This window comes from Lentzea sp. NPDC051208 (genome assembly GCF_040682435.1).
GTDB classification, from domain to species: Bacteria; Actinomycetota; Actinomycetes; order Mycobacteriales; family Pseudonocardiaceae; genus Lentzea; species Lentzea kristufekii.
The window spans coordinates 126473-152619 of the sequence record NZ_JBFBAW010000011.1; the positions used below are offsets into that span (position 1 = coordinate 126473).

26 protein-coding genes and 1 tRNA gene are annotated in these 26147 nt (G+C 69.1%); 17 read left to right on the forward strand and 10 right to left on the reverse strand.

Features of this window, described 5'->3' with window-relative positions:
* Positions 1-73 precede the first annotated feature (73 nt).
* Entirely contained in the window at positions 74-1258 is a 1185-nt protein-coding gene (locus AB0M48_RS26355) for a metallophosphoesterase (RefSeq protein WP_363846783.1), read from the reverse strand.
* An 88-nt stretch (positions 1259-1346) separates the two neighbouring features.
* On the opposite strand from AB0M48_RS26355, the gene AB0M48_RS26360 reads away from it, so the two are divergent.
* The 3 genes from AB0M48_RS26360 to pabB all read left to right on the forward strand — a co-directional run bounded on the left by AB0M48_RS26360 (position 1347) and on the right by pabB (position 4771).
* The gene (locus AB0M48_RS26360; protein WP_363846785.1) at positions 1347-1844 is read left to right on the forward strand and encodes a SigE family RNA polymerase sigma factor; all 498 of its coding nucleotides are present in this window, start codon (positions 1347-1349) and stop codon (positions 1842-1844) included.
* Positions 1841-2692, forward strand: coding sequence for a hypothetical protein (locus AB0M48_RS26365; protein ID WP_363846787.1), 852 nt, complete (start codon positions 1841-1843; stop codon positions 2690-2692). The genes AB0M48_RS26360 and AB0M48_RS26365 overlap by 4 nt, the downstream gene beginning before the upstream one ends.
* Before the next feature lie 93 nt (positions 2693-2785).
* Positions 2786-4771, forward strand: coding sequence for an aminodeoxychorismate synthase component I (gene pabB, locus AB0M48_RS26370; protein ID WP_363846789.1), 1986 nt, complete (start codon positions 2786-2788; stop codon positions 4769-4771).
* A 110-nt stretch (positions 4772-4881) separates the two neighbouring features.
* Here the strand turns inward: pabB and AB0M48_RS26375 are convergent, their stop codons facing one another.
* The gene (locus AB0M48_RS26375; protein WP_030476951.1) at positions 4882-5223 is read right to left on the reverse strand and encodes an Lsr2 family protein; all 342 of its coding nucleotides are present in this window, start codon (positions 5221-5223) and stop codon (positions 4882-4884) included.
* A 324-nt stretch (positions 5224-5547) separates the two neighbouring features.
* Here AB0M48_RS26375 and AB0M48_RS26380 point away from each other — a divergent pair, with 324 nt between their 5' ends.
* The 6 genes from AB0M48_RS26380 to AB0M48_RS26405 all read left to right on the forward strand — a co-directional run bounded on the left by AB0M48_RS26380 (position 5548) and on the right by AB0M48_RS26405 (position 10221).
* Positions 5548-5829 carry a metal-sensitive transcriptional regulator gene (locus AB0M48_RS26380; RefSeq protein WP_090067635.1) on the forward strand — a complete coding sequence of 94 codons (282 nt, stop codon included), beginning with the start codon at positions 5548-5550 and terminating at the stop codon, positions 5827-5829.
* A 52-nt stretch (positions 5830-5881) separates the two neighbouring features.
* Positions 5882-5955: transfer RNA gene (locus tag AB0M48_RS26385), tRNA-Leu, on the forward strand.
* 374 nt (positions 5956-6329) lie between these two features.
* Entirely contained in the window at positions 6330-7916 is a 1587-nt protein-coding gene (locus AB0M48_RS26390; protein WP_363846792.1) for a LamG-like jellyroll fold domain-containing protein, read from the forward strand.
* A gap of 178 nt (positions 7917-8094) precedes the next feature.
* A complete protein-coding gene (locus tag AB0M48_RS26395; RefSeq protein WP_363846794.1) occupies positions 8095-8934 on the forward strand; it encodes a cellulose-binding domain-containing protein in 840 nt (279 codons plus the stop codon).
* 85 nt (positions 8935-9019) lie between these two features.
* Positions 9020-9634 (forward strand): ATP-dependent Clp protease proteolytic subunit, encoded by a 615-nt coding sequence (locus AB0M48_RS26400; protein ID WP_090012159.1) that lies wholly within the window; start codon positions 9020-9022, stop codon positions 9632-9634.
* Entirely contained in the window at positions 9631-10221 is a 591-nt protein-coding gene (locus tag AB0M48_RS26405; RefSeq protein ID WP_089917037.1) for an ATP-dependent Clp protease proteolytic subunit, read from the forward strand. The genes AB0M48_RS26400 and AB0M48_RS26405 overlap by 4 nt, the downstream gene beginning before the upstream one ends.
* A gap of 203 nt (positions 10222-10424) precedes the next feature.
* On the opposite strand, the gene AB0M48_RS26410 is transcribed toward AB0M48_RS26405, so the two are convergent.
* Positions 10425-10793, reverse strand: coding sequence for a helix-turn-helix transcriptional regulator (locus AB0M48_RS26410; RefSeq protein ID WP_319982134.1), 369 nt, complete (start codon positions 10791-10793; stop codon positions 10425-10427).
* 129 nt (positions 10794-10922) lie between these two features.
* On the opposite strand from AB0M48_RS26410, the gene AB0M48_RS26415 reads away from it, so the two are divergent.
* Entirely contained in the window at positions 10923-11714 is a 792-nt protein-coding gene (locus tag AB0M48_RS26415; RefSeq protein ID WP_363846797.1) for an SDR family oxidoreductase, read from the forward strand.
* Positions 11715-11724: 10 nt separating this feature from the next.
* A complete protein-coding gene (locus AB0M48_RS26420) occupies positions 11725-12315 on the forward strand; it encodes a TetR family transcriptional regulator (RefSeq protein WP_363846799.1) in 591 nt (196 codons plus the stop codon).
* On the opposite strand, the gene AB0M48_RS26425 is transcribed toward AB0M48_RS26420, so the two are convergent.
* Genes AB0M48_RS26425 through AB0M48_RS26435 form a run of 3 tightly spaced genes read right to left on the reverse strand, consistent with a single transcriptional unit; the run spans position 12312 to position 15263 of the window.
* Positions 12312-13808: a tripartite tricarboxylate transporter permease gene (locus AB0M48_RS26425; RefSeq protein ID WP_363846801.1), complete on the reverse strand. Its 1497-nt coding sequence runs from the start codon at positions 13806-13808 to the stop codon at positions 12312-12314. The genes AB0M48_RS26420 and AB0M48_RS26425 overlap by 4 nt on opposite strands.
* Positions 13801-14292, reverse strand: coding sequence for a tripartite tricarboxylate transporter TctB family protein (locus tag AB0M48_RS26430; RefSeq protein WP_363846803.1), 492 nt, complete (start codon positions 14290-14292; stop codon positions 13801-13803). Before AB0M48_RS26430 ends, AB0M48_RS26425 begins: the two co-directional genes overlap by 8 nt.
* Positions 14289-15263, reverse strand: a complete 975-nt coding sequence (locus AB0M48_RS26435) for a tripartite tricarboxylate transporter substrate binding protein (RefSeq protein WP_363846805.1) — start codon at positions 15261-15263, stop codon at positions 14289-14291. Before AB0M48_RS26435 ends, AB0M48_RS26430 begins: the two co-directional genes overlap by 4 nt.
* Before the next feature lie 204 nt (positions 15264-15467).
* Here AB0M48_RS26435 and AB0M48_RS26440 point away from each other — a divergent pair, with 204 nt between their 5' ends.
* Positions 15468-16976 carry a sensor histidine kinase gene (locus AB0M48_RS26440; protein ID WP_363847155.1) on the forward strand — a complete coding sequence of 503 codons (1509 nt, stop codon included), beginning with the start codon at positions 15468-15470 and terminating at the stop codon, positions 16974-16976.
* Positions 16973-17644 (forward strand): response regulator, encoded by a 672-nt coding sequence (locus AB0M48_RS26445; RefSeq protein ID WP_363846807.1) that lies wholly within the window; start codon positions 16973-16975, stop codon positions 17642-17644. Before AB0M48_RS26440 ends, AB0M48_RS26445 begins: the two co-directional genes overlap by 4 nt.
* On the opposite strand, the gene AB0M48_RS26450 is transcribed toward AB0M48_RS26445, so the two are convergent.
* Positions 17629-17808 (reverse strand): hypothetical protein, encoded by a 180-nt coding sequence (locus AB0M48_RS26450; RefSeq protein ID WP_363846809.1) that lies wholly within the window; start codon positions 17806-17808, stop codon positions 17629-17631. The genes AB0M48_RS26445 and AB0M48_RS26450 overlap by 16 nt on opposite strands.
* Positions 17809-17855: 47 nt before the next feature.
* On the opposite strand from AB0M48_RS26450, the gene AB0M48_RS26455 reads away from it, so the two are divergent.
* From AB0M48_RS26455 to AB0M48_RS26470, 4 genes are all read left to right on the forward strand, one after another.
* The gene (locus AB0M48_RS26455) at positions 17856-18356 is read left to right on the forward strand and encodes a DUF4232 domain-containing protein (protein WP_363846811.1); all 501 of its coding nucleotides are present in this window, start codon (positions 17856-17858) and stop codon (positions 18354-18356) included.
* On the forward strand, positions 18353-18838 hold the full coding sequence (locus AB0M48_RS26460) for a GNAT family N-acetyltransferase (RefSeq protein WP_363846813.1): 486 nt from the start codon (positions 18353-18355) through the stop codon (positions 18836-18838). The genes AB0M48_RS26455 and AB0M48_RS26460 overlap by 4 nt, the downstream gene beginning before the upstream one ends.
* Before the next feature lie 68 nt (positions 18839-18906).
* Positions 18907-19515 carry a LysE family translocator gene (locus AB0M48_RS26465; protein ID WP_363846815.1) on the forward strand — a complete coding sequence of 203 codons (609 nt, stop codon included), beginning with the start codon at positions 18907-18909 and terminating at the stop codon, positions 19513-19515.
* 19 nt (positions 19516-19534) lie between these two features.
* Complete coding sequence (locus tag AB0M48_RS26470) at positions 19535-20143, forward strand: LysE family translocator (RefSeq protein ID WP_363846817.1); 609 nt, start codon at positions 19535-19537, stop codon at positions 20141-20143.
* Here the strand turns inward: AB0M48_RS26470 and AB0M48_RS26475 are convergent.
* The 3 genes from AB0M48_RS26475 to AB0M48_RS26485 form a co-directional block, all read right to left on the reverse strand.
* A complete protein-coding gene (locus tag AB0M48_RS26475; protein WP_363846819.1) occupies positions 20140-22290 on the reverse strand; it encodes a LuxR C-terminal-related transcriptional regulator in 2151 nt (716 codons plus the stop codon). The two genes, AB0M48_RS26470 and AB0M48_RS26475, sit on opposite strands and share 4 nt — an antisense overlap.
* A gap of 64 nt (positions 22291-22354) precedes the next feature.
* Complete coding sequence (locus AB0M48_RS26480) at positions 22355-24835, reverse strand: DUF2156 domain-containing protein (protein ID WP_363846821.1); 2481 nt, start codon at positions 24833-24835, stop codon at positions 22355-22357.
* Positions 24802-26088 (reverse strand): alpha/beta hydrolase-fold protein, encoded by a 1287-nt coding sequence (locus AB0M48_RS26485; protein WP_363846823.1) that lies wholly within the window; start codon positions 26086-26088, stop codon positions 24802-24804. Before AB0M48_RS26485 ends, AB0M48_RS26480 begins: the two co-directional genes overlap by 34 nt.
* Between the last annotated feature and the right edge of the window lie 59 nt (positions 26089-26147).

The window sequence follows — 26147 nt, forward strand, 5'->3', positions numbered from 1 at the left end:
CGTACGCGGGCACGGCCGTCCACTCTACGGCCTGGACACCGCAATTGCGCAAGCCAGTCCAGGCGAGTGTGATTTACCCAGCAGAACGCAGCTCGATCATCGTGATGTCCGGAGGAGCGCCCACGCGCACCGGCGGACCCCAGAAACCCGCGCCACGACTGGTGTAGAGCCAGGTGCCGTCCACCTTCGACAGCCCGGCGGTGCTGGGTTGCTGCAGCGGCACAAGGAAGTTGAACGGGACCATCTGTCCGCCGTGTGTATGACCGGACAACTGGAGGTCGACGCCGCGTGAAGACGCGTCTGCCACCTGCACGGGCTGGTGTGACAACAGGACTACGGGGTTGTTGCGATCACGTCCCGTGAGGGCGCGGTCGAAGTCCGGTCCGTCGTTGTAAGACTTGCCGGTGACGTCGTTCACACCCACGACCTCGATGCCGCCGGCGACCGTCAAACCCTCGTTGCGCAACGGGTTCACGCCGAGCCTGTCGAGCTCCGCGATCCACTGTTCGTGACCGGAGAAGTACTCGTGGTTGCCCGTGACGAAGAAACTGCCGTGCTTGGACACCAGGTCCCGCAACGGTGCCGCGGCCTCACCCAGCTCGGCCACGGTGCCGTCCACCAGGTCGCCGACGATCGCGACGACGTCCGCCTCCTGCTCGTTGATCATCCGCACGATCCGCTCGGTGTGCGAACGCCCGAGCAGCGGTCCGAGGTGGATGTCGCTCACGACCGCGATCCGGAAGCCCGACAGCGACGGCCGCAGCTTGTCCAGCGTCACCGGCACGTTGAGCAGCTGCGGGGCGCCCAGCGCCTGCGTCATGCCGTAGCCGACGACCCCGCCCGCCGCGATGCCGGACCCGATCGCCACCGAGCGCGAGATGAACAGCCGCCGCGACGGGTCCGGCACGATCTCGACCGGCTCGGCGGGCGCGGGACCGGCGGCGACGGGCACCGGCGCGAGCGTGGCGCGCCTGAGCAGGATCCGGCGCGGCACCTCCGCGACGCCGAGCGCGATGGCCAGGTAGAAGAGCACCGCGAGCCAGATGAACCCGGGCCAGGCGAAGAATTTCCCGTACTCCGGTGGCACCCTGCGCGTCACGACCAGCGCGCTCATCAGCATCAGGAACGCACCGACGATCGCCACCGCGCCGATGCGGCGCCCGAGCGTGCGGGGTTGCGTCGTGTCCACGACCAGCCGCCGCCACAGGTACAGATGGCCCAAGGCGACCGGGACGCCGAGGAGCAAAAGGAAAATCACCTCATCAGTATGCGTTTCGAGAACTCGTGCAACCCGCCAGGCCCCACGTGGCGTGACTAACCCGGCACCGCAGACAGGGGGAGACCTGATGAGTGATCGGGACGCCGCGTTCCAGGAGTACTTCGCGGCCCGTTCCGACGCCATGCGTGGCACGGCATACCTGCTGTGCGGCGACTGGCATCGCGCGGAAGACCTAGTGCAGCAGGCCTTCACCAAGCTGTACCTGGCTTGGAGACGGATCGAGCGGCACGAGTCGCTGGACGCCTACACCAGGCAGATCCTGGTGCGGACGTTCCTGTCCGAGCGACGGCGCGGGTGGTTCCGGTTCGAGTCGGCGACGGACGACGTGGCGGACTCGGCCGCTCCGCCCGGCGTCCACCCCGAGGAACGGATGGTGCTGCTGGAGGCTCTGGCGAAGGTGCCTCCGAAGCAGCGTGCGTGCCTCGTGCTGCGGTACTGGGAGGACATGTCCGTCGAACAGACGGCCGTCGTCCTCAAGTGTTCGGAAGGAACCGTGAAGAGCCAGGCCGCGCGGGGGCTGCAGACGCTGCGCGGCCTGCTCTCAGAGCAGGAGAGGGTTCGATGAACGAACAGGACCTGAAGCGAGCTTTTGAGGACGTGGTGGTGGCGAGCAGCCCGCCGCCCTCGATGGATCCGGGCACCGCGCTCGACCGGGCGCACAAAGCCCGTTCCAAGCGGCGTGCGTCCGTCACGGGGGCCGCGGTCGCGGTGCTCGTGGTCGGTGTCGGGCTCGGGTCGGCGTTCGCGCTGAACCCGCAGGGCACGAAGGACTACGTGGTGGGAGCGGGGCAGAGCAGCAGTTCCCACCCCGGCCTGCCGGACACGCAGTGGGGCGAGAAGTGGCCGGTCGGGCAGTCCGACCGGACGGCCACCAACGGTCCGCAGGCCGACCGCGGCACGCAGTTGCTGGAGCTGGCCAAGGCGTCCGTGCCGGCCGGGTACGAGGCGCCCGATCTGAAGTACACGGATCCCACCATGCACGGCGGCATGCTCCGCGCCCAGGCGCAGATCTCGAGCGACAAGGGTGAGTCGCCCGAGATCTGGCAGTACACGGCCTACGTGCCGGTGCGCAAGGACGGCAAGGTCGGCCGGCTGACCGTCACCGTGACCACGCCGAACCCGAACGACCCGGTCGAACCCTGTGCGCTCGTCACGCGGTTCAAGGGCGGCGCCGGCGCCGGCTGCAAGGTCTACGACGTCGCCGGAAAGCAGGTCGGGGTCGTTTCTTCCACGACCCCCGGCCAGCACGACGCCACCTGGGCGTCCTACCCGGCGGCCAACGGCTGGACGGTGACGGTCGTGCAGGAGGAGGAATACCCCCACGCCGGGTATCCGGTCCTGGACAGGCAGCCGTTCTTCGCGCCGGAACTGGCGGCGCTCGCGGCTGACCCGAAGTTCCTGCTCGGCAGCTGAGATCACATCGCGGGTCGAGGGCGGTCACGATTTGTGGCCGCCCTCTCTCGTTGCTCTTTTCGGGTGTTTTGCCAGGTAGAGTGCCGTCCTGCAATGCGGACTCTGCTCATCGACAACTACGACTCGTTCACGTTCAACCTCTTCCAGCACCTGGCTGAGGTGAACGGCGCCGAGCCCGTGGTCGTCCACAACGACGACCCGCGCTTCCGGCTGTCCTCACTGCGGTCGTTCGACCACGTGGTGATCTCGCCCGGCCCCGGCCGGCCCGGCAACCCCGCCGACTTCGGCCTCTGCCGCGCGGTGATCGACCACGCCGAGATCCCGTTGCTGGGCGTGTGCCTCGGGCACCAGGGGTTGTGCCTGTCGTACGGCGCCGTCGTGGGGCCCGCGCCCGTGCCACGCCACGGGATCGTCTCTCCGGTCACGCACACGGGCGTCGACGTGTTCGCGGGACTGCCCTCGCCGTTCGACGTCGTGCGCTACCACTCGCTGGCGGTCACGGATCTGCCTTCCTCGTTGGAGGCGATCGCGTGGAGCGACGACTCGGTGCTGATGGGTGTTCGCGCTCTCGACCGGCCCGCGTGGGGCGTGCAGTTCCACCCCGAGTCGATCTGCACGGCCTTCGGCCGCGAGATGCTCGCGAACTTCGCCGCGCTCACCCCGACGAGAACCGCCGCCGTGCCGGAACCGGTGCTGGTTCGCCCGACGCCTCAGAAGCGCCCTGTGCACGTCCGGAAGCTCCCCGTGGCCGTGCGCGCGGAGGAGGCCTTCGCGGCGCTCCACGGAGCTTCTGAGGCTGCGTTCTGGCTGGACAGCGGGGTCGGCGGACGGTTCTCCTTCATGGGAGACGCTTCGGGGCCTCTGGCGCGCGTCGCGCAGTACTCGGTGCAGGACCAGGTGCTCACGCTCGACGGCACACCGCGTCCCTGTCCTTCTTTCTTCTCCTGGCTGGACGACGATCTCGCGTCGCAGGGCGTCGAGCAGCCGGACGTCCCGTTCGATTTCGCCCTGGGATGGGTCGGATACCTCGGCTACGAGCTGAAGGCGGAGTGCGGTGGCGACTTCGCACACCGCGCGGAACAACCGGACGCGTCGTTCGTCTTCGCGGACCGCGCCGTCGTCATCGATCACGCCGACGATTGCGTCTATTTGCTGTCGCTGTCCGATGACGGCTGGTTCGACCAGGTTTCGGCGGTTCTGACCCGGTTGACACCATTGGCCGAACCTTCACGGCCTGTCGTCTCCGACGTCACGTTGCGCCATCCGCGCGCGCACTACCTGAAGCTGATCAGTGCCTGCCAGGAAGCGATCACGGCGGGGGAGACGTACGAGGTGTGTCTGACGAACATGATGTCGTGGCGCGCGTCGCTCGACCCGTGGGACACATATCGGCTGCTTCGTGCAGCTAATCCCGTTCCGTTCGGGGCGTTGCTGCGTTTCGGTGACCTCTCCGTGCTCAGCACGTCACCCGAACGATTTATCAGGGTGGACCGAGATGGCGTCGTGGAGTCATCGCCGATCAAGGGGACGCGGCCCCGAGGTGTAGATGCGCTCGAGGACGAGATGTTGCGCACAACGTTGGCGCGATCTGTCAAGGACCGCGCGGAGAACCTGATGATCGTGGACCTCGTCCGCAACGATCTCGGCACGTGCGCGGAAGTGGGTTCCGTCGAGGTGACGCGGTTGTTCGAGGTCGAGACCTACGCGACCGTACACCAATTGGTGAGCACCGTGAGGGCTCGACTTCGGCCGGACAGTTCTGCCGTCCGATGTGTTCGAGCCGCGTTTCCCGGAGGTTCCATGACCGGTGCCCCGAAGATCCGGACCATGCAGATCCTTGATGGGTTGGAAGCCGGTCCACGCGGGGTGTACTCGGGAGCGCTCGGTTACTTCTCGCTCAACGGAGCAGCCGACTTCAGCATCGTCATCCGAACGCTGGTCGGCAACGGCGACCGGGTGAGTTTCGGTGTGGGTGGAGCGGTGATCTCGCTGTCCGACCCTGACGAGGAATTCGAGGAGACAGCGGTCAAGGCCACTGCCGTGTCACGGCTGTTCGGAGCGCACTTTCCAGGCCGTTGATCCCGCGTTCCGGGGATGGTGTGAACGAACCGGTATGTGCTGGGTCTTTCGGGTTAACACGTCGGCCGGCGAACCGGCCGACGTGTGGAAACCTCGCGTGTCCGCGCAGGTCAGGAGGCGTGCGCTTCCTGGAACTGCACGACCAGGTTCTGCGGAATGCGACCGCGGTCCGAGATCTGGTGCCCCTGCGCGCGAGCCCAGTCACGAATGCGCTGCGCCTCAGCCTTGTCGGTGGCCTTGACCGTGGACTTGCCGGTGCCCTTGCGCTGCTTGCGGCCACCTGCACGACGAGCCTTGCCGACGAAGTCCGCCAGCGACTCGCGAAGCCGCTCCGCATTTCCCTTCGACAGGTCGATGGCGTACTCGACACCGTCAAGTGCGAAGGTCACGGTCTCGTCGGCTTCTCCGCCGTCGAGGTCGTCGATGAGTTGGACGACGGTCTGCTGTGCCACTGTTCCTCCGTTGGGTACTCACATAGCACGCGGATCCTCGACGTAACCACGTGCTTCGACAACACCGTAGTACACACGACGAAAAACGGCGAACCTTTCGCAGCTAAAATGTGACCCCGACCCCCCGGTCGGGGCATTTACCCGGTAAACCACACGGGTGTTATGGGTCCAAAATGTGCTGCTAGTCGTCTCACTTCGACCCGTTGCTGGGCTTGCCGGACGCTTCCCCATTCCAGCTGACGGAGCAGCGCCGGACATAACGCACCCCCATCCGGTGCAGGTATCCTCGACATACCCGCCAGGGGTAGGGAAGGTCAGGGGCCGATGCACGGGTACACCGCCGACAAGGACGCATACCTCAAGCGACTGCGCCGCATCGAGGGACAGATCCGCGGTCTCCAGCGCATGGTCGAGAACGACGAATACTGCATCGACGTCCTCACCCAGATCTCCGCCGCCACGAAGGCGCTGCAAGCGGTGTCGCTGGGCTTGCTCGACGAGCACCTCAAGCATTGTGTCGCGCAGGCCGCGGCGGAAGGCGGTGCCGTGGCCGAGGAGAAGCTGGCAGAGGCCTCGGCGGCGATCGGCAGGCTCGTCAAGTCGTAGGGGTCCCCACAAGAAACTCGCTGGGGTGATCCGCTACAGTTCACCCTGCTACGCCCCCGTAGCCCAATCGGCAGAGGCAGCGGACTCAAAATCCGTCCAGTGTGCGTTCGAGTCGCACCGGGGGCACGACCTTCGGGCGAGGTATGTCTGCGGAAAGCGCGGACCGTACCTCGCCCGTGGTGTTTTCTGGGGGCCGAGCCCCCAGACCCCAGCCGGGGCGCTGCGCCCCCGGACCCCCGCCGGGTCTTCGCTTCGCTCGACCCACCAGCCAGGGCCTCGTTTCGCTTGACCTGCCAGCCGGGGCTTCGTTTCGCGACCCTCGCCGGTCTTCGTTTCGCTCGTCCTCCTCGTCTGGGCTTCGTTTGGTTGGGTTCGTCTTGTGATTCCAATGTGGAGTCGCTGAATGTTGTTGTGCTGGTGGGGGGAGCGTGTAAGGCTGCCGCGCAATGACGTTCGCGTGTTGTCGGGGGGCGCGCGCGGATTGCTTTGGGGGCTTTGGCTTGAGACGTCTATTCGGGCTGCGCGTCGGTGTGATCATCGCGGCGGCCGCGCTGTTGCAAGGGGTGGCGGTTCCGGTGGCTGTCGCCGCGCCGGACGCGCCTTCGTACACGTCGTCCGTCTACAAGACCTCCGGCTGCGCTCCTGAGGGGTGCGGCGGGATCGGGGTGGAGGACACGTTTTTGTTCTCCAGCACCTCGGCCGACGTCGTGAAGTTCCGCTGGGGGTTCACGGAGTTCCCGACCGACGAGGTGGCGGTCGGTGTGCCGGTGCGCTGGGCGCCCGCGGAGGCCGGGCCGAAGCTGCTTCGCGTGCACGCGGTCGACAGCGCCGGGGCGTCCACGCTCAGCACGTTCAGCTTCTTCGTGAGGGCGCCGAAGCCGCGTGAGGCGTACTGGTTCGGCGGTGACGACCCCGCCTTCGACGGGTCGGGGAACGGTCATGACCTGGTGCTGAGCGGGCTCGACGTCGCCAGGGCCGGGCGGACGGTCGGCGGGTCGCCGACGGTCGGGTTCGACGGAGCGGCCGCCGGTGGCGCGACCACCGCGAAGGTGCTCGACACGACCCAGGGGATCACGGTGTCGGCGTGGGTCCGGCTCACGGACGGCGCGGTGGACCGGACCGTGGTGAGCCAGCAGGGCGCGGTGGAGTCGGCGTTCCGGCTCGGCTACGACGCCGGCACGCGCCGGTGGACGTTCGCGCTGGCCGAGAAGGACGCCGCGAACTCCGCCCAGCGGACCGTGCGGTCGAAGGCCCGGGCCGTGACCGGGGTGTGGACGCACCTGACCGGTACCTACGACGACGCGAGCGGCGAGGTCCGCCTGTACGTCGACGGTGTCGTGCAGGAGAAGGTCGCGGTGGTCGAGAAGGGGTTCGCGGCGGAGGGCGAGCTGTGGATCGGCAAGGCGCTGCGCGGCTCCGCGGCCACCGAGGCGTGGCACGGGGAACTGACGGAGATGCTGGCGTGGAACCGTGCGATCACTCCGCGGGAAGTGCGGGAGCTGGCCGTGGTCGCCGGGGTCGGCCACTGGTTGTTCAACGACGGCAACGACACGGTCGCGGTCGACTCCACGAACTACGCACACGACATGACCCTCAGTGGCGCCACGTGGGGACCGGGCGTCAGCTCGTCGGGACTGCGGTTCGACGGCGGCGGCTCCGCGCGCACGAGTGACGCCGTGCTCTACACCGACCAGTCGTTCACGGTCAACGTGTGGGCCAAGCTCGACGCCACCGGTACACCGGGCACGGTCGTCGCGCAGCGCGGCCCGTCCGATGTGGACCCGTTCGCGTTGAGGTACGACGGTGCGCAGTGGAGCGCGGAGATGCCGAACGCCGCGGTGAACCCGACGAAGGTGTGGCGGGCCAAGGGTGACGCCGTCGCGGGCAAGTGGACGCACCTCGTGGCGACGTACGACGCGAACGCGCGCACGCTGAGCCTTGCGGTCGGCTATCAGGACACGCCCGACGTGCAGAAGAGCACTGTCGCGCGGGTGGCCGGCTGGAACTCGGACGGTGTGCTGACCGTCGGCACGTCGTTCGTCGGCGGGATCGACGAACTGAAGGCGCTGCAGGGCGTCGTTTCGTAGGAACAGGACTCCGGGCGTTGATCAAGGCCGAACGGTGGATGTGATCGGCGCCCGGAGACCGCTACGGTCGTGCAGGTTGCATGATCGTGCGCGGGAGTCCCTGGTGTTGCGGAAGTCCTTGTCTGTTGTCCTGGTCTTTTTGGTGTGCGCTTGCACGACCGAGAGTCCGTCGCGTTCCGTGTCCGCTCCGGCGCAGGTGCGTCAGCCGACGTTGGTCAACGAGTCGCGTGGAGACGTGCCGGCTGTGGTGCGCGCGGTGGTCGACGGGCGCACGGTCGAGCTCGACAGCGGTGAGCGCGTCGAGGTCTCGTTGCTGGCACAGCCCGCGGCCTGCTGGGCTGCCGGAGCGCGTGCGTTCGCTGAGAAGTGGTTGCTGGGCAAGACAGTGCGCGTCACCGCGCTGACGCCCGGCGAGGTGAACCTCCGGCTGGAGGACGGCACCGACTACGCGTCGCTCGCCGTGCGGGAGGGCGTGTTGAGGGCCCAGACCGCGGCCGGGTCGCTCGCGGAGGCCGAACTCGGTGCCGCGCGGGAAGACCGCGGTCTGTGGGGAGCGCCGTGCAACGGCATGGATGCCACGCCGACGACGACCACGACCACTACGACTGCCGCCCCTTCCGCGCAGCGCGTCGAGTCACCGGAGTCCAAGCCCACGACCACGGTGCCGTCTCCCGTGGTGACGAGCACTCCGCCGGCGCCGGCCTGTGCGGTCGCCTATCGGGTCGAAGGCCAGTGGCAGGACGGGTTCCAGGGCAGGATCACGATCAGCAACACCGGCGGTGCGCCGATCAACGGCTGGACGTTGAGGTGGTCGTTCGCCGACGGGCAGAGCGTGCGGCAGATGTGGAACGCCTCCGTGTCGCAGCGGGGCTCGGCCGTCGCCGCGACCGGCGTCGACCAGGCCAGGTCGATCTCGCCGCGAGGTCACGTGGAGATCGGGTTCCTCGGGACGTTCCGCGACAGGAACACCGCGCCCGCGTCGTTCACTCTCAACGGGACGGCCTGCACGACCGGCTGACTGGTGGCCCCGCGCCTGCTGTGAGCTGATCTGCCCTCAGCAGAGAAAGCGGCGAACCCCTTGGGCGGCGGGCATCGTCGGTGCCATGACGAACAGCGAGAAGCTCTTCAGCCCAGGGCTGCGGGAACGGTTCTTCGGTCAGCGGGTGCTGATTCTCGACGGCGCGCTCGACGACGACAACGGCACGGTGCTGGCGACGCAGATGCTGTCGCTGGCGAGCGAGGACCCGCGGCAGGACATCGCGTTGTGGATCAACTCGCCGGGTGGTTCGGTGCCCTCGATGCTGGCCATCCGCGATGTGATGCGGCTTGTGCCGTGCGATGTGGCGACGCTCGCGCTCGGCCTTGCCTGCAGCGCCGGGCAGTTCCTGCTGTCGGCGGGAACGCCGGGCAAGCGGTTCGCGTTGCCGCACGCGCGAATCCTGATGCACCAAGGAAGTGCGGGCATCGGCGGTTCGGCCGTCGAGGTGGAGGTGCAGGCGGACGACCTGCGGCACACCAGGGACACCGTGCTCGGCCTGATCGCACAGGACACCGGGCAGCCGTTCGACCGGATCTTCACCGACTCGTTGCACGACAGGTGGTTCACGACGGAACAGGCCCGCGAGTACGGGTTCATCGACCACGTCGTCAGCGACCTCGGGCAGGTCGTCCCCGTCCGCATGCACAAGCTGGGACTGCACTCGGGAGCCGTGGCATGAGCACCTACACCATTCCCAACGTCATCACGCGGGACGCGCGCGGCGAGCGGGTCATGGACGTCTACTCGCACCTGCTGTCCGAGCGGATCGTCTACCTGGGCACCGGGATCGACTCCGGCGTCGCCAACGCGTTGATCGCGCAGCTCTTCCACCTCGAAGCGGACAACCCCGACCTGGAGATCAACCTCTACATCAACTGCGAGGGCGGCGACCCGTCGGCGATGCTCGCGCTGTACGACACCATGCGCTACATCAAGGCACCGGTCGCGACGACGTGCGTGGGGCAGGCGGTGGCGGCGGGAGCGGTGCTGCTGGCCGCGGGCGCGGAAGGACGCCGGTCCGTCCTGCCGCACTCCAGGGTCGTGCTGCACCAGCCCGCGGCGCAGGGACGCGGCACGATCCCGGACCTCATCCTCGCGGCGGACGAGGTGGTGCGGGTGCGCACGCAGCTGGAGGCGATCCTGGCCAGGCACACCGGCCGGACCGTGGCCGAACTGCGCCACGACACCGACCGGGACCGCGTGTTCGACGCGGCGGGCGCCGTCGAGTACGGGCTCGTGGACCGGGTGCTGGACCAGCGAGCGTGAGCCGGTGGGGCGCGCTCGTGAGTGGAAGGGCGCGGCAGCCCTAGGGCGTGTCCCGTAAGTCTTGTCCGCGATAGTCGCGGCCGAGGGCCCCGGAGACGGCACGGCCGCAAAGCCCGAATAAGCCCGGTATGAGGGCATCGCGGCGGCACCGCCTCCGGGACTCTCGACCGTGACTCTCATCGAACGGACTTACGGGACACGCCCTAGGCGGCCATCAACGCGCCCACCATCGCCACCGGACCCGAGGGGCGGCCCGTCGGGCGTGAGGTGTGGAACTGGCTGCCCGTCCGCAGGTAGCCGGACGCGCGGAGATTGCGGACCTGGCCGGCGATGCCGATCAGCAGATCGGCCAGGTCGATGCCCAGGGCACCGGCGACCGCCGCGATCATCTCGCTCGACGGCTCCTTGCGGCCGCGCTCGATCTCGGACAGGTACTGCACCGAGATGCCCGCGCGGTCGGCCACGTCGACCAGGCGGTCGCCGCGCTCCTCCCGCGTCTCGCGAAGCTTGCGGCCCAGGGCTTCACGCCACAGGGGTTCCGGGGTGCGCTTGAAGTCCAGGATCTCCGCCATGTCGTCATGGTGACAGCACGCCGACCACCGCAAAGGGCCGTTCTGCTAGGAGCAGAAAGACCACCACTCAAGGTTGAGTCAGATAACGACAGGTTGGCAGTGACTGCCAGTCAGGCGTACGGTGTCGGCATGGGAGTCGACTTCAGGAAGCAAACGGTGCTGGTCACCGGGGCGAGTTCGGGCATCGGCGCGGAGTTCGCGCGGCAACTCGCGGCGCGGGGATCGAGCCTCGTGCTCGTCGCACGCCGCAAGGACAGGCTGGAGGAACTGGCCGAGGAGCTGCGTGCGGCGCACCCCGTGACGGTGCACGTCGTGCCGGCGGACCTGGCCCAGCCGGGCATCGGCGAGCGACTGGCGGCGGAGGTCGCCGGGTTCGGCGTCACCAGCGTCGTCAACAACGCCGGCTTCGGGAACTTCGGGGCGTTCCACGAGGAGGAGCCCCAGCGGCTGCGGCAGGAGGTCGCGGTCGACGTCAACGCCGTCGTCGAGATCAGCAGGGCGCTCATCGAGTCGTTGCGCGCCAACGGTCACGGCTTCCTCGTCAACGTGGCGAGCATGGCGGCCTACCAGGGAACGCCCTGGTCGTCGGTCTACGGCGCGACGAAGGCGTTCGTGGTGAGCTTCACCGAGGGCCTGTGGGTCGAGTCGCGCGGCACGGGCCTGCGCGTCATGGTGCTGTCGCCCGGTGCGACGCGCACCGAGTTCTTCGAGGTCTCCCGCAGCGAGGACATGGCGGCAGGCCTGCGGATGCAGACCGCCGGCGAGGTGGTCGCGACGGCGATGCGCGCGCTGGAACGCCGCGTCACGCCGGTGGGCGTCATCTCGGGCCGGATGAACCGGGTGCTGGCGTTCGCCGGACGGCATCTCACCTCGCGTGCCATGGGCGCCAGGATGATCGGGCGGATGGTCCGGCAGAGCTAGAGTGGGGTTCATGGAGAAGCCGTCGACGCTGTGGGACCGGTCGCGTCAGGCCGTGGTCGCGGAGATCGTCGACACGGCGCTGAAGTTGTTCGCGGAGCAGGGGTACGAGGCGACCACGATGGCCCAGGTCGCGTCGAGCGCGGGAGTGTCGCAGCGCTCGTTGTTCCGCTACTTCGGCACCAAGGAGGACCTGGTCTGCGGTGATCAGGAGGCGCTGGGCGACCTGCTGGTCGCCACCGTCGAGGCGCAGGCGCCCGAAGTGTCCACCTGGGACGCTCTGCGAGCCGGGTTCACGGCGATCCTCACCGCGTCGAACCACACCCCGCAACGGGTGCTGGAGATCTCCACGCTGATCTTCGAGAACCCGCCGCTGCGCTCGCGGTACTTCGAGAAGCGGCTGAAGTGGCAGCGGGCGCTCGCACCCGTGATCGAGAAGCGGATGGGCATCGAGTCCGGTGAGATCCCGGACGCCCGCGCGATGGGCGTCATCGCCACGGTGTTCGCGTGCGTCGACACCGCGTCGGAACTGTGGGTCCGCCACGGCGGCAAGGCTGATGCGTTCGAGCTGTACGAACAGGCGCTTGCCGCCGTGCGCGGTTAGACCGTCACTTCGGACTTCTTGCGGCGCAACCGAAGCACGACCGCCACCACCAGCAGCACGACCAGGATGCTGTAGGCGACCGCCGCGAACGGGCTGGTCACCAACGCGCTGAGCTTCCCCTCGCTGATCTGCAGCGTGCGCCGGACCTGTTCCTCCGCCATCGGCCCGAGGATCAGGCCGACGACCAGCGGTGCGACCGGATAACCGTGGCGCCGCATGAAGAAGCCGATCAGCCCGATCACCAGCAGCACGATCAGGTCGTCCACGACGAAGTTCACCGCGTAGGTGCCCAGCGCCGCGAACAGCAGGATGCCCGCGTAGAGGTACGGCCGCGGGATCTGCAGCACCTTCACCCAGATCTTCACCAGCGGCAGGTTCAGCACGAGCAGCATCACGTTGCCGATGTAGAGCGAAGCGATCAACGCCCACACCATCGGACCGTTGTTGGTGAACAGCAACGGCCCCGGCTGGATGCCGTAGCTCTGGAACGCGGCCACGATCACCGCCGCCGTGGCGGTGGTGGGCAGCCCGAGCGTCAGCAACGGCACCAGAACGCCTGCCGCGGCGGCGTTGTTGGCCGCCTCCGGGCCCGCCACGCCCTCGATCGCGCCCTTGCCGAACTCCTCGGGCCGTTTCGAGAGCTTCTTCTCCGCCGCGTACGACAGGAACGTCGACACGTCCGCGCCGCCGGCCGGCACGGTCCCGATCGGGAAGCCGATGAACGTGCCGCGCAGCCACGGCTTCCAGGAGCGCGCCCAGAAGCCGCGCGTCATCCACCTGCCGCCCACGGGGATGATCTCGATCGGCCCGTGCCGCAGCCGCGACGCCACGTACAGCGCCTCACCGACCGCGAACACGCCGACCGCCACCACGACCACGTCGATGCCGTCGGACATCGTCGCCACCCCGAGGGTGAAGCGCTGCTGACCGGTCAGCGTGTCGGTGCCGACGAGCCCGATGAACAGGCCGAGTCCCAGTGACGCCAGACCGCGCACGGGAGAGGAGCCGAGCAGCGCGGCCACGGTCGTGAACGCCACGATCATCAGCGCCACGTAGTCCGCCGGACCCAGCTGCACCGCGAGGTCCGCGATGGTCGGCGCCAGCAGCGTGAGCAGCACCGTGGCGATCGTGCCCGCGACGAACGACCCGATGGCGGCCGTCGCGAGCGCGGCCGCACCGCGCCCGGCCTTCGCCATCTTGTTGCCCTCTAAGGCAGTCACGATGGACGCCGACTCGCCCGGTGTGTTGAGCAGGATCGACGTCGTCGAGCCGCCGTACATGCCGCCGTAGTAGATGCCGGCGAAGATGATCAGCGCCGCCGTCGGTTCCAGCGTGTACGTCAGCGGCAGCAGCAACGCCACCGTCATCGCCGGTCCGATGCCCGGCAGCACGCCGACGGCCGTGCCGAGCGTGACGCCCAGCAGCGCGTACAGCAGGTACTCGGGTTGCGCGGCGGTCGCGAAACCCTCCAGCAGCATGGTGATGCTATCCATCGAGGAACGGCACCCCTTCGAAGATCCCGGCGGGCAGCGACAGGCCCAGGCCGTACGCGAACACCACCTGCACGAGCAGCGCCAGCACCACCGCGACGGGCAGTGCCCGCCACCAGGTCGCGCCCAGCGTCCAGGCCGCGCCGAAGAACAGCAGTGCGGCCGCGACCGGCCAGCCGACCACGTCGATGAGCACCAGGTGCGCGATCAGCACGGCCACCAGCTTGGCCACGGTGAGCCAGTCGGTGCGGACGTTCTCGTCGACGTCCTCGGCCTCCTCGGCCTGGCCGAGCTTTCCGCGGGCGGTCGCGATGATCGCCGCGATGCCCGTCACGACGAGCAGAATGCCCACGGCGTAAGGGAACGCGCGTGGTCCTACGACGTTGTCGTCGCGCCCGGCGATCGTGGTCGCGTCGACCAGGGTGAAGACCCCGACCGCCGCGACCAGACCGCCGAACGCGTACTCCTCGACTTTTGCAGCAATCACTTGACGAGCCCGATGTCCTGCAGCGCCGGCTTCACACGGCCGATCTCCTTGGCCAGGAACGTGGAGAACTCGCTGCCGGTCAGGAACGTGTCCGTCCAGCCCTTCTTGGACAGCTCGTCCTTCCACTGCTGGCTCGCGTGCATGTCGGTGACCAGCTTGGTCAGCCGCTGCTTGGCTTCGGCCGAGATCGACGCGGGCGCGACGACACCGCGCCAGTTGATCAGCTCGACACCCAGGTCCTTGAACGTGGGCACGTTGAGGTCGGGCACCGGGTTCGGGCCGGACGTGCCGAGCGCGCGCAGCTTGCCCGCCTTGATCTGCTCCTTGTACTCGCCGACGCCGGAGATGCCCGCGTCGACCTTCTTGCCCAGCAGCGCCGCCAGCGACTCACCGCCGCCGGAGTACGGCACGTAGTTCAGCTTCGCCGGCTCGATGTTCTTCGCCTTGAGCAGCATCCCGGCGAGGATGTGGTCGGTGCCGCCGGCCGAACCGCCGGTGATCGAGACGCCCTTGCCCTTCTCGGCGACCGCGGCCAGCAGGTCGTCGATCGTCTTGTGCGGCGAGTCGGCGGGCACCACGACGACCTCGTCCTCGGCCGTCAGCCGGGCGATCGGCGTGGTCTCCTCCAGCCGGGCCGGCGACGCGTTGGTCTCCACCGCGCCGACCATGACCAGGCCGGTGATCATCAGGAACGACTCGGAGCGTTCGCTGAGGAGCTTCTGCAGCCCGACGGTGCCGCCCGCGCCGCCGACGTTGGTGACCTGCACCGAGTTGGCGAGCTTGGCGCCGCTCACCGCCGACTGCATCGACCGCGCCGTCTGGTCCCAGCCGCCGCCGGGGTCCGCGGGCGCCATGATCTCCAGCTTCGCGATGGAGTCACCGCTGCTCGCGCTCTTGGCCCCCTGACCGCATCCGGCGAGCACCAGTCCGGCGGCGGCGACCGCCACCGCTCGTCTCCATGCCGTACCCATCGAGTACTCCTCGCTTCGTTGCGAACGTTGGGCGGGGACGCTAGGTAACGGCCGGGTGGCCCGTAAGGGTTAGGTCGTAAGTTCCGTATTGGTCGTTTAGTTCGTGACCTGTTTCACAGCTGATGCGTCAGAATTCCAACCATGTTCCGTCGGTCTGTTTCGTTTGGGGCGCTGCTTCTGGCGTTGCAGGTGGTCATCGTGCTCATGACCACCTGTGCGGCCGGGCTGTTCGCCGCCAAACTGCAGAGCGACCGGATCCGCGACTCCTACAAGGACCGGATGTTGTCCGTCGCGGAAAGCGTGGCGCGGCTACCGACGGTGATCGAGGCGTTCGAATCCGTTGACCCGTCCGCGACGATCCAGCCGCTGGCGGAGCTGATCCGCAAGGCGTCCAACGTGACGTACGTGGTGGTCACCGACCACAACGGCGTCCGCTACGCCCACCCCGACCCGAAGCGCATCGGCGAGCGGGTGTCGACCGACCCGACCAGCGCGTTGTCCGGCGAGGTCTTCGTCGGCACGGAGACGGGCACGCTCGGCACGTCGCTCCGCGCGAAGGTGCCGGTGCGGACAGAGGACGGGCGCGTCATCGGCATGGCGTCGGTCGGCATCCTGGAGAGCCAGCTCTCGGCCGACCTCGCCGAGGACCTGCCGGAGCTGATCGGCTGGCTGGCGGCGGCCGCGCTGGTCGGTGTGCTCGGTGCCGCGCTGATCACGCAGCACGTGCGGCGGCGGACGTTCCGGCTCGAACCGGCCGAGATCGCGCAGCTGCTCGAGACCAGGGACGCGATGCTGCACGGCATCCGCGAAGGCGTGGTCGCCGTGGACGACCAGGAGAGGCTGGCGCTGGTCAACGACGAGGCGCTGCGGTTGCTGGGCCTGGCCGAGAACCCGAGCGGACGCCCGGCGGCGGAGGTGCTCGACGACGGCCTGCTGGACCTCGCCCGTGGTGACGACGACGTCGCGGACCGGCTCGTCCTGGCAGGAGAACGGGTGCTGGTCGCGAACCGGATGACGGCCAAGACGAACGAACGCGCGGTCGGCGTCGTGCTGACGTTGCGCGATCGGACGGAGCTGCACGACGCGTTGCGCGAGCTCGACGGCCAGCGCACCGTCACGGAGGCGTTGCGCGCACAGGCCCACGAGTTCTCGAACCACCTGCACGTCATCGGCGGTCTGCTGGACCTGGACCGCGGTCCGGACGCCGTCGCCTACATCGAACGGGTCGGCGGCGCCGGCTCGGTCACGGCCGACATCATCGACGGAGCGAACGCCGACCCTGCCCTCGCGGCGTTGTTGCTGGCAAAATCCTCCACCGCGCACGAACGAGGTGTGGAGCTCCGGCTCGATCCCGGCAGCTCCGTCGACATTCGTGCGGGCGACGACGCGTTGACCGTGCTGGGAAACCTGGTCGACAACGCGGTCGACGCCGTGGAGACCGGTGGAACCGTGCGGGTGCTCGTGCGCTCGTCGGTCACCGGAGTGAGGGTGGTCGTGGACGACGACGGGCCGGGAGTGGCGGAGTCGCAACGCGGCCGCATCTTCGACCTGGGCGTGAGTTCCAAGGACGCCCAGGGCGCGCACGGCAGAGGAATAGGTCTTGCATTGGTGTCGAGGGTGGTGACCCGGCGCAGCGGCCGGGTCGCGATCACCGACTCGGAACTCGGCGGCGCGTCGTTCGACGTGTGGCTGCCGGAAACGGGGAACCGATGAGCGTGCGAACGCTCGTGGTCGACGACGACTTCGCCGTGGCGGCGATCCACCGCGGGTTCCTGGAGGCGATGCCCGAGTTCGAGGTGGTCGGCGAGGCTCACCGCGGCGGTGAGGCGTTGCGGGCCGTGGAGGCGCTGCGGCCCGACCTGGTGCTGCTCGACATCCACCTGCCGGACATGTCCGGGCTGGAGGTGCTGTCGCGCCTGCGCGCTCGCGGCGGGCCGCCCGTGGACGTGATCGCGGTGACGGCGGCACGCGAGCGGGAGACCGTGCGGCAGGCCATGTCCCGCGGGGTCGACAACTACCTCGTCAAGCCGTTCACGCGCACGGCGTTCCTCGACCGGATGCGGGAGTACCTCGCGCAGCGGATCGAGGTGCAGCGGCTGGGGCAGGTGCTGGACCAGGACCAGGTCGACTCGCTGATGCACCACCGGCCGCGGACCCTGGCCATGCCCAAGGGACTGTCCGCCGTGACGCTGCGTCTGGTGACGGATGCGTTGCGGGACAGCGAGAACGACCTGTCGGCCCAGGAGGTCGGGGACCGGGCGGGACTGTCCCGCGTGAGTGCCCGCCGCTACCTGGAGCACCTGGTGACGATCGGCAAGGCGGAGGTGCAGCCGCGGTACGGCATGGCGAACCGACCGGCGCACGGTTACCGGCTGACCTGAGCGTCCCAGTCGATGCGGTAGTTCTGGTCTCGCGTGGATGCTGTCTTGCCCACGGTCTTCATGACGAGTGGCATGAGCAACCGGGTGATCGGGCCGATGCCGCGCTTGTTGCTGTTGACGCGGACGGCGCTCCGCTTGTGAAGGTTTCGGCCGAAGATCCTCAAGCCGTGGCAGTATCGAGTGCATGAGATCTGGGGGCAGAATTCTCGTCATGATCGCCGTGCTCGCCGGCTTGGTCGCGGGCACAGCGGTGTCGCAGGCGGAAGAACCGTCGTGCGAGACAGGTCTGCGGTTCACCACGAACGACACCAGCGCGGCGATGGGCCTGCGCTTGATGTCGGTCGAGGTGACGAACTGCGGCAGCGAACCGTTGCAGCTCAACGGGTATCCGCAGGTGAAGGTGCTGGACGCGGAGCACGAGCAGTTGGACGTCGCGATCCTCGAGGGATCCGGTGGCATCGCGGCAATCGAAGGCTTCGACGACGCGCCACAGCCGATCACGGTGGCGCCGGGGGAGAGCGCGAAGAGCGGGTTCCTGTGGCGGAACACCCACACGTCGATGGACCCGCCGCTGGTCGGCAAGCATGTCGACATCGCGGCGGCAGCGGGTGACACGTGGCAACCGCTGGTGCCGACGTCGCAGCAGGCATCCGTTCTGATCGACCTGGGCAGCACCGGGCGGATCGGCGTCCAGGCCTGGCACCGCGAGTGATCGAGCTCCGGCGCGCGACCCCGGACGACGCCGCCGCGGTGGCCCGGATCTGGTATCCGGGCTGGTGCGACGCGCACCTCGGCAACGTGCCGCGGCGGCTCGTCGACGCACGGCCGGAGGAGTCCTTCGAGCCACGCGCGCTGGAGCACGTCGGCGAGACCACGGTCGCGACCGTGAACGGCGAGGTCGCCGGGTTCGTGATGGTCGCCGGTGACGAGGTCGAACAGGTCTACGTCTCGGCCGGCCACCGCGGATCCGGTGTCGCGCAGGCACTTCTGGCCGCCGCCGAGCAGGCGGTGGCGGCGAACGGGCACTCCCGCGCGTGGCTCGCGGTCGTCGCGGGGAACGCACGGGCCCGCCGTTTCTACGAGCGGCACGGCTGGGTCGACGAGGGCCTGTTCGACCACCGGGCGCCGCACCCGGACGGGCCGATCCCGGTCCAGGCGCACCGCTACACCAAGCCCGTGGATCCGGTTTCCTGACCGGATGCCCTCGTGTCGGGTCTGTTAAATCTCGTCGTGGCGCTGTTCTTCCGTGTTTTCATGGCGTCATGTCGACCACCGCGCTCCTGAGCTTCACGTTCGTCGCGCTGCTGACGGTCATCACGCCGGGCCTCGAGACCCTGCTCGTGCTGCGCACGGCTCTGCTGGTCGGCCGCCGCACGGCCATGGGCGTCGTGGTGGGCAGCACGCTGGGCTGCCTCGTGTGGGCGGTCGCGGGCCTGGTCGGCCTGACGGCGCTGCTGCAGGCGTCCGAACTGGCCTATGACGTCGTGCGCTGGCTTGGCGCGGGGTACCTGGTCTACCTCGGCGTCAAGGCGCTGTGGCAGTCCAGGCGTCCCGTCGAGACCGACGAACCCGCGCCCGTGCCGTCGGCGCGCGCGGCCGTGCGGGTCGGCCTGCTGACGAACCTGCTCAACCCGAAGCCGGGTGTCTTCTACATCTCGCTGCTGCCCCAGTTCCTGCCGGTCGGCCAGCCCGCGTGGGGCGCGGTGCTCGTGGCCGTCCACCTCGGCATCGGGCTGGTGTGGTTCCCGATCCTGATCACCGCGGCCGGCCGCGCTCGTGCTTTCCTGCTGCGGCAACGGCTTCTGCTGGACCGGTTGTCCGCTTCAGCGCTGATCGCGTTCGGCTTGAAAACGGCGGCGGACGCGCGCTGACGTGTGATGTGATGCCCGCATGTCGACCGCCGCACTCCTGAGCTTCTCGCTCGTCGCGCTGCTCACCGTCCTGACACCCGGTCTGGACACCGTGATGGTGTTGCGCACGGCGTTGCTGAGTGGCAGGCGCGCGGCGATGGGCGTGGTCCTCGGCATCACATTCGGGTGCCTGGTCTGGGCAGTGGCGAGCCTCGCGGGCCTCACCGCACTGCTGCAGGCGTCCGCACTGGCCTACGACGTCGTCCGCTGGCTCGGTGCCGCCTATCTGATCTACCTGGGCGCCAAGGCCCTGTGGAACTCGCGGAAGTCCGTGTCCCTCGACGACTCCCGTCCGGTGCCGGGCGCCGGGGCGTCGTTGCGCGTCGGACTGCTGACGAACCTGCTCAACCCCAAGGTCGGCGTCTTCTACCTGTCGCTGCTGCCGCAGTTCATGCCCGCCGGTGAGCCCGCGTGGGGCGCCGTCCTCGTCGCCGTCCACCTCGGACTGGGCCTGGTGTGGCTGCCGATCCTGATCGTGGTGGCCGGTCGCGCTCGTACGTTCCTGTTGCGCCAGCAGGCTTTGCTGGACCGGCTGACGGCGTCCGTGTTCGTCGCGCTGGGACTGAGGCTGGCGTTCGAGGCGCGCTAACGCTCTCCGGTGACCGAGCGGTGCCAGGCCGCGAGCGCGACCCTGCTCGGCAGGCCGAGCTTCGTCCGGATGTTGACCACGTGCCGGTCCGCGGTGCGCGGCGAGATGAACAGCCGTGTCCCGATCTGCTTCGACGTGAACCCGTCCGCGACCAGCCCGGCGATGGTGAACTCCTGCCGGGTCAGGCCACCGGGCAGCAGCGGCTTCGCCCGCCGGCGTTCGGAGTCCGGCACCGGTTCGAGCGCGAACGCCATCGCCTGCTCCGGCCGCAGGTCGGCACCGAGCGTCGAGATCACCTGGTAGTCGTCGCCCAGCGAGCGGCGGACGGTCCGGTCGGCGCGGTCCAGCAGCCGGTGGAACGGGCTCATGCCACCGAACGAGATCCGCGAGTTCCGTTCCTGCGACCGCAGCGCGCCGAGCAACCGCGCCGCGCGGTCGAAGGCCCCGAGTTCGGCGCACGTGCAGGCGAGCAGCCACAGGCTGAACGGCGCACCCCACGTGTCGCCGAGCGTCAGCTGGATCCGCAACGCCTCGATCACCAGCGGGTGCACCTGTGCCGGGTCGCCGTGCAGCAGTTCGTAGAGGCCGCGATGCCACAGCCCCCAGGCGTGCGACCAGTTCACGCCGTTGCTCTCGGCCTGCCTGGCGAGCGCTGTCGTGGCCTTGTCCGCGGCTTCGGCGTCCAGCAGGAAGCACACCGCCATCGCGTGCAGCAGCTCGGTGACGTAGATGTCGCCCGGCGACGCGTACTGACGGCACAGCTCGACGACGTGCGCGTACAACGGCACACAGTCCGGTGAGCCCTCGACTAAGAAGAGATGTGTGGCCTCGGCGAGTACCAGGTGCACGTCGGTGATCGGCTGCCGCGGCAACGCACGTGCCTCGCTCATCAACGGGAACGCCACCGCCGAATCGCCCCGCACCTGCGCCATGTACGCGCTGTGCGCCAGCAACGACGTCCGCAGCGGTGCCTCGGTGATCACCTCGCGGGCCGCCGCCAGCATGTCCCACGCTTGCCCGAGCATCCCCGCGGAGGACGTGAAGCGCGCCCGCTGCACGTTCATCGTCATGACCGCGCCGGCCGCGGCCAGGCCGGGTGTCCGGAGTGCGTGTCCGACGGCCGCGCGGATGTTCGGCCACTCCTCCCGCAGCCGGCCCGTCCACGGCGCTTCGCCGGGCGAGAACCACGAGCGAGCGGCCTCGTCCACGAACTCGCTGTAGTGCAAGGCGTGGCGGCGCAACGGCGCGTCCGCATCCGTCAGCAGACGGGCACCGAACTGCGACACGGTGTTCGGTAATCGATAGCGGGTCTCACCGGTGACAGGGCTCGTCGTCGACGCCACGATCGACCGGTGAACCAACGCGGACAACGGTTTCAGCACGTCCGCCACCGACTCGGCCGCGGCAAGGTCGAAGTCCGCGGGGAACACCGACAACTGCGCCCACAACAGCCGTTCCTCGTCCGTGCACTGCCGCGCCACCCACTCGAGCACCTGCTCCAGAGTGGCAGGCCGTTGGGGGAGCACCACGTCGGCCGGTGACGCTGCCAGGAGCTCGATCGCGAGCGGCAGCCCTTCGACCGCCTGGCACAGCGTCGTGACGTCAGCTGAGCCGGGCGGCACCTGCGCCCGGTCCAGGTACAGCTCCACCGCCTCGTCCAGGTCCAGCGGCGGAACCCGCAGCAGCAGCTCGCCGTAGACGCCGAGCGGCTCCCGCGAGGTCGCGAGGACCGTCAGCCCCTCGCAGTCGCGCAACAGGTGGTGCGCCAGGTGCCGGACCGCCTCCAGCAGGTGCTCGCAGCCGTCCAGTACGAGCAACAAGTGCTTGTCGTACAACGCCTCCACGAGCCTGCCGAGCCCGGCCTCCGGCGAGTTGTCGACGATCCGGAGCTCGGCCGCGACAGCGCGGGACAGCCCCGCCGGGGCGTGGACGTCGGCGAGCCGCACCCGCCACACCCCGTGCTGGAACGCCCCCGCCCGAGCCAGCGCGCGTCCCGTCTCCACGGCGATCCGGGTCTTGCCCGTACCGCCCGCACCCGCCAGCGTGACCAGCCGGGACCGGCGCAGGAGTGCCTCGGTTTCGGCGAGCACCGCCCGGCGGCCGATGAACGTCGTCGTCTGGGGAGGGAGATCGCCCCGCACGGTCATCGGCGCATCTTCGCCTAGTGGCGCGGGAGTGGGTTGACGAGCATCACCTCTCCACCCTTTCGGACTAGCGAGTTCCGCCGGGCGTGGTCACGCGCCCGCGCGTCCGAATGATCATCTTGGTCGCGAGCCGGAGTCCCTGCCGTGCGTTGAGGTGCGGGAGGTACGCCCGGCTCACCGCGTTCGCGATGCGCGGCAGCGCCGCCGAGTCCGGATACGCCATGAACATCGGCTGATAGGTCGGCTGGAACTTCGCCTTGAACGCGAACAGCGAGCGGAACCCGTACACCGGCTCCAGCACCTGCCCGGTGAAGTCCAGTACGCGCTGCAAGGCCCGCGGCCGCTCACCGCGGTCCAGCCGTGCGAGCGGCGCTCCGGACAGGCTCAGGAACCGCGCTCCCTCCGCCTGGAGTTGTTGTGCCGCCGAGGCGATCAGGAACTCCATCGAGCCGCGGAAGCCGTGCGAGCGGCGGCGCATGAAGTCGAGCGTCCACCCGACGACCTCGCCGTCGGCGTACACCGGCAGCCAGCTCGTGATGCCGTGCACCGTCCGGTCGCCGTCCACCGCCAGCAGGCAGCGGACCCCGTCCCCGGCCAGCTCTTCCAGGCCTCCCAGCGTGAAACCCATCTCCGGCAGGCCCTTGTCCGCCACCCACTCCGCCGAGATCGAGCGGATCTGGTCGGTGATCGCGTACGGCGCGTCGGCGTACGTGCACCACTCGGCGGTGATCCCGGCCTTGGCGGCCTTGTTCAACGCCGTGCGCACGTCCTGCCACTTCTTGCCGGTGAAGCTCAGCTCGTCGAGCTCGATCACCGTGTCCTCGGCCACCTGCACCGTCGACCAGCCGAGTTCCTCCACCGCGGCCCGCGTCTCCGCGCCCACGCTGTAGAGGCACGGCGTCCAGCCGTTGCGCGCGCAGAACTCCGCGAACCCGCGCACGGCGTCCACCCGCGCCGGCCCGATCGGATCGCCGACCGTCAGCGCGATGGTCGCCACCACGCGGTACGCGATGGCCGTCTCCCCGTCGGGCGTGAACCAGTACTGGTTGCCGCGCCACGTCGTCATGTACGACAACGACGAGCCGCCGTGGCGCCGCATCAGCTGACGGGCGTGCGCCGCCGATTCCTCGCACGACGACGGCCACGTCCGCCACGACGCCATCAGCAGACCGGCCAGCACGATCAGCCAGAACACCACGCCGGTGTACTCGAACAGCAGCGTGCCCACGAACCCCTCGGCGGAGAACCGCAGCGGCACCAGGTCGAGGTAGCCGGGCGGCAGGAACCGCGTCGGCAGGTCCGCGAGCAGCGCACCGAACCCGGGCTCCGGCGTGAACTGGTCGCGGACCAGGTACCCGCCGAAGACGTACAGCGCCGACAGCAACGCGACGCTGATCGCCGTGAACCGCCAGAACCGCACGACGGCATGCCGAGGAAGACGCACGTCGAAATGCCTGCGCGTCAACAACAACACAACGGTGATCGCGAGCGGTGCCAGCATCGGCACACCGAACGAGACCGCCAGCTCCAGCACGCTCGCGTCCGGGAACTGCGCGACGTGCACGACGTACGAACCGATGAACGCCGCGAACGCCACGTTGAACACGAGCGCCGTCCGCCACGCGAACCGCCGTCCGCGCCGCAGTCCTTCCGCCAGCACGAGCAGCAGCAACGCCGGCAGCAACGACATCACGAGCGCGGGGAACCGTCCGTACGACAGCTGGACCACCATCGTCCGGCACAGCTCGACCGCGTCCGAGGCGCACATCGCGTCGACGTCGTCCTGCGACGGCTGCGCGACCGCGACGACGTCCGCGAACCACCACAGCGGCCCGTTCGGGTACGGCGACATCATCGACACCACCGGCCCGAGCGCCGACGCCGCGAGCAGCAACGCCACGAGCACCCGTGTCTCCTGCAGCGAGCGCGCCTTGTGCACCGGCCCGCTCTTCAGGAACAACGCCCCGACCACCAACCCGGCCACGCCACCGGACAGTCGGAGCAGGTCTTCCAGCCAACCTGAGTACAGCGTAAGGACCAGCACCGACAAGATCATCATCAGCCGGACGCGCCGCCTCCACAGCGGCGGCATCCGGAACGTCAGCGCGAGCGCGAGCCCGACCCCGCCGATCGACGGCCCCGCCGCCGACTCGCCGACGAGCGACTCGAGCCAGCCCCAGTGCACGTCGCCGCCGACCAGCACCAGCCAGAGCCCCAGGAACGAGCCGAGCACGTGCGTGGCCAGGAAGACCGCCACGGTCCGCAGCGCACCGAACTCGCGCTCCGCCAGCGGTCCGGTGACGGCCAGCAGCACGGTGGTCGCGACGTAGCCCAGCAGGTCCATCGACCACAGCGCCGAGGTGAGCACCGTCCACCACGGGCTCTCGGTGCCGAACCCGGTCCGCGTGAGCAGCTCGTCGCTCGCACCGCCGATCGCCCCGGTCAACGCCCCGACCGTCCAGAAGACGATGAGGAACGCGCACGTCAGAGGTGCGGTGCGGAACAGCCGGGCGATCATCTGACCAGCCCTGTCCGCTGCGCGAGCCACGGCAGGGACCCGAAGAGGCCCTCGCGGGCCATGTTCCAGTCGTGGTTGTTCGGCAGTTCTTTCCACTGCACGTCCATTCCGGCCTTCTGGCACGCCTCGAAGACCTCGGCGTCCGCCTTGCGGTACGTGACGTCGTCGCGTCCGGCGACGACCACGCCCGCGGTCTGCGGGAATCGCTGGCGCGCGAGCACGTCCATCGGGTTGACCCGGACGAACGCGGCCTCGTCGCCGCCGAACGCCGCCTTGACCGTCTCCTGCCGCGTGCCCAGGGAGGGCTCGGGCTGGGGAGCAAGGGCGACGAAGTTGGCGTACACGTCCGGCGCGCGCACGGCCAGCTGCACCGAACACGTGGCGCCCTGGGAGAAGCCCGCGACGGTCCACGACTCACGGCGCTCGTCGACCGTCAGCCGTTGCTTGATCCACGCGGGCACGTCACGCGCCAGGTACGTCTCCGACTGACCCAGCTTCGAGTCGAGGCACAGCGGGTTCGCGGTCGACGTGCCGAGCTGGTCGACCACGACCACGATCGGCGCGAGCCCGTCGTGCTGACGCGCGTACGCGTCGAGGTTGTCGAGGATCCGGCCGCCGTCGAACCAGTCGCGGGGGCTGCCCGGCTGACCCGCCATCAGGACGATGACGGGCAGCCGCGGGCGTGGGGTCGTGTTGTACGCGGGAGGCAGGTAGATCCACGCCTGCCGCGCCTTGAACGCGCCGGGGATCTCCGCCTCGGTGACGACGCCCTTGTCCGGCAGGTTCGCCGGCCGCTGCCAGACGTTGGCGAGCTTCTGGCCCGCGGGCACCTCGACGACGCCCGTGGGCGGGGGAGCGGCTTCGTTCAGGCCGACCGTGTCGTTCCTGAAGACGTCCAGCACCGCGCGCGTGGTGGGGTACTGCCCGAAGTGGGCGTTCGTCGCGACCACCGCGCTCGCCGTCACGCCCAGCGCCAGGAGCACGCCGAAGACACGTCCGTACCACCGGCCGGAGCGCAGCCGCACCGCAGCCAGCGTCAACGCCACGAGTGCCGCGCCCAGCCACACCGCCAGAACGGTCGGCAGCGGCTCCGGCCACGGTTTCCACACGTGGTCGACGACGAGCACCAGCCCGGTCACCACGAGTGCGCACGTCAGCACGACGATCGGCAGCACGCGGACCCACCACGTCCGGTTTCCCCGGATCGCCAGGTACGTGAGGGCGAGCACAGCGGCGGCCGTGGCGAGCTTGGGGATCGGTCCGTTTATCAGAGACAGATCCAACGGGCTGAGCATGCCTCCGATGCTTCAGGAACTCTTCAGGAAGCACATCGGGTGTTGGT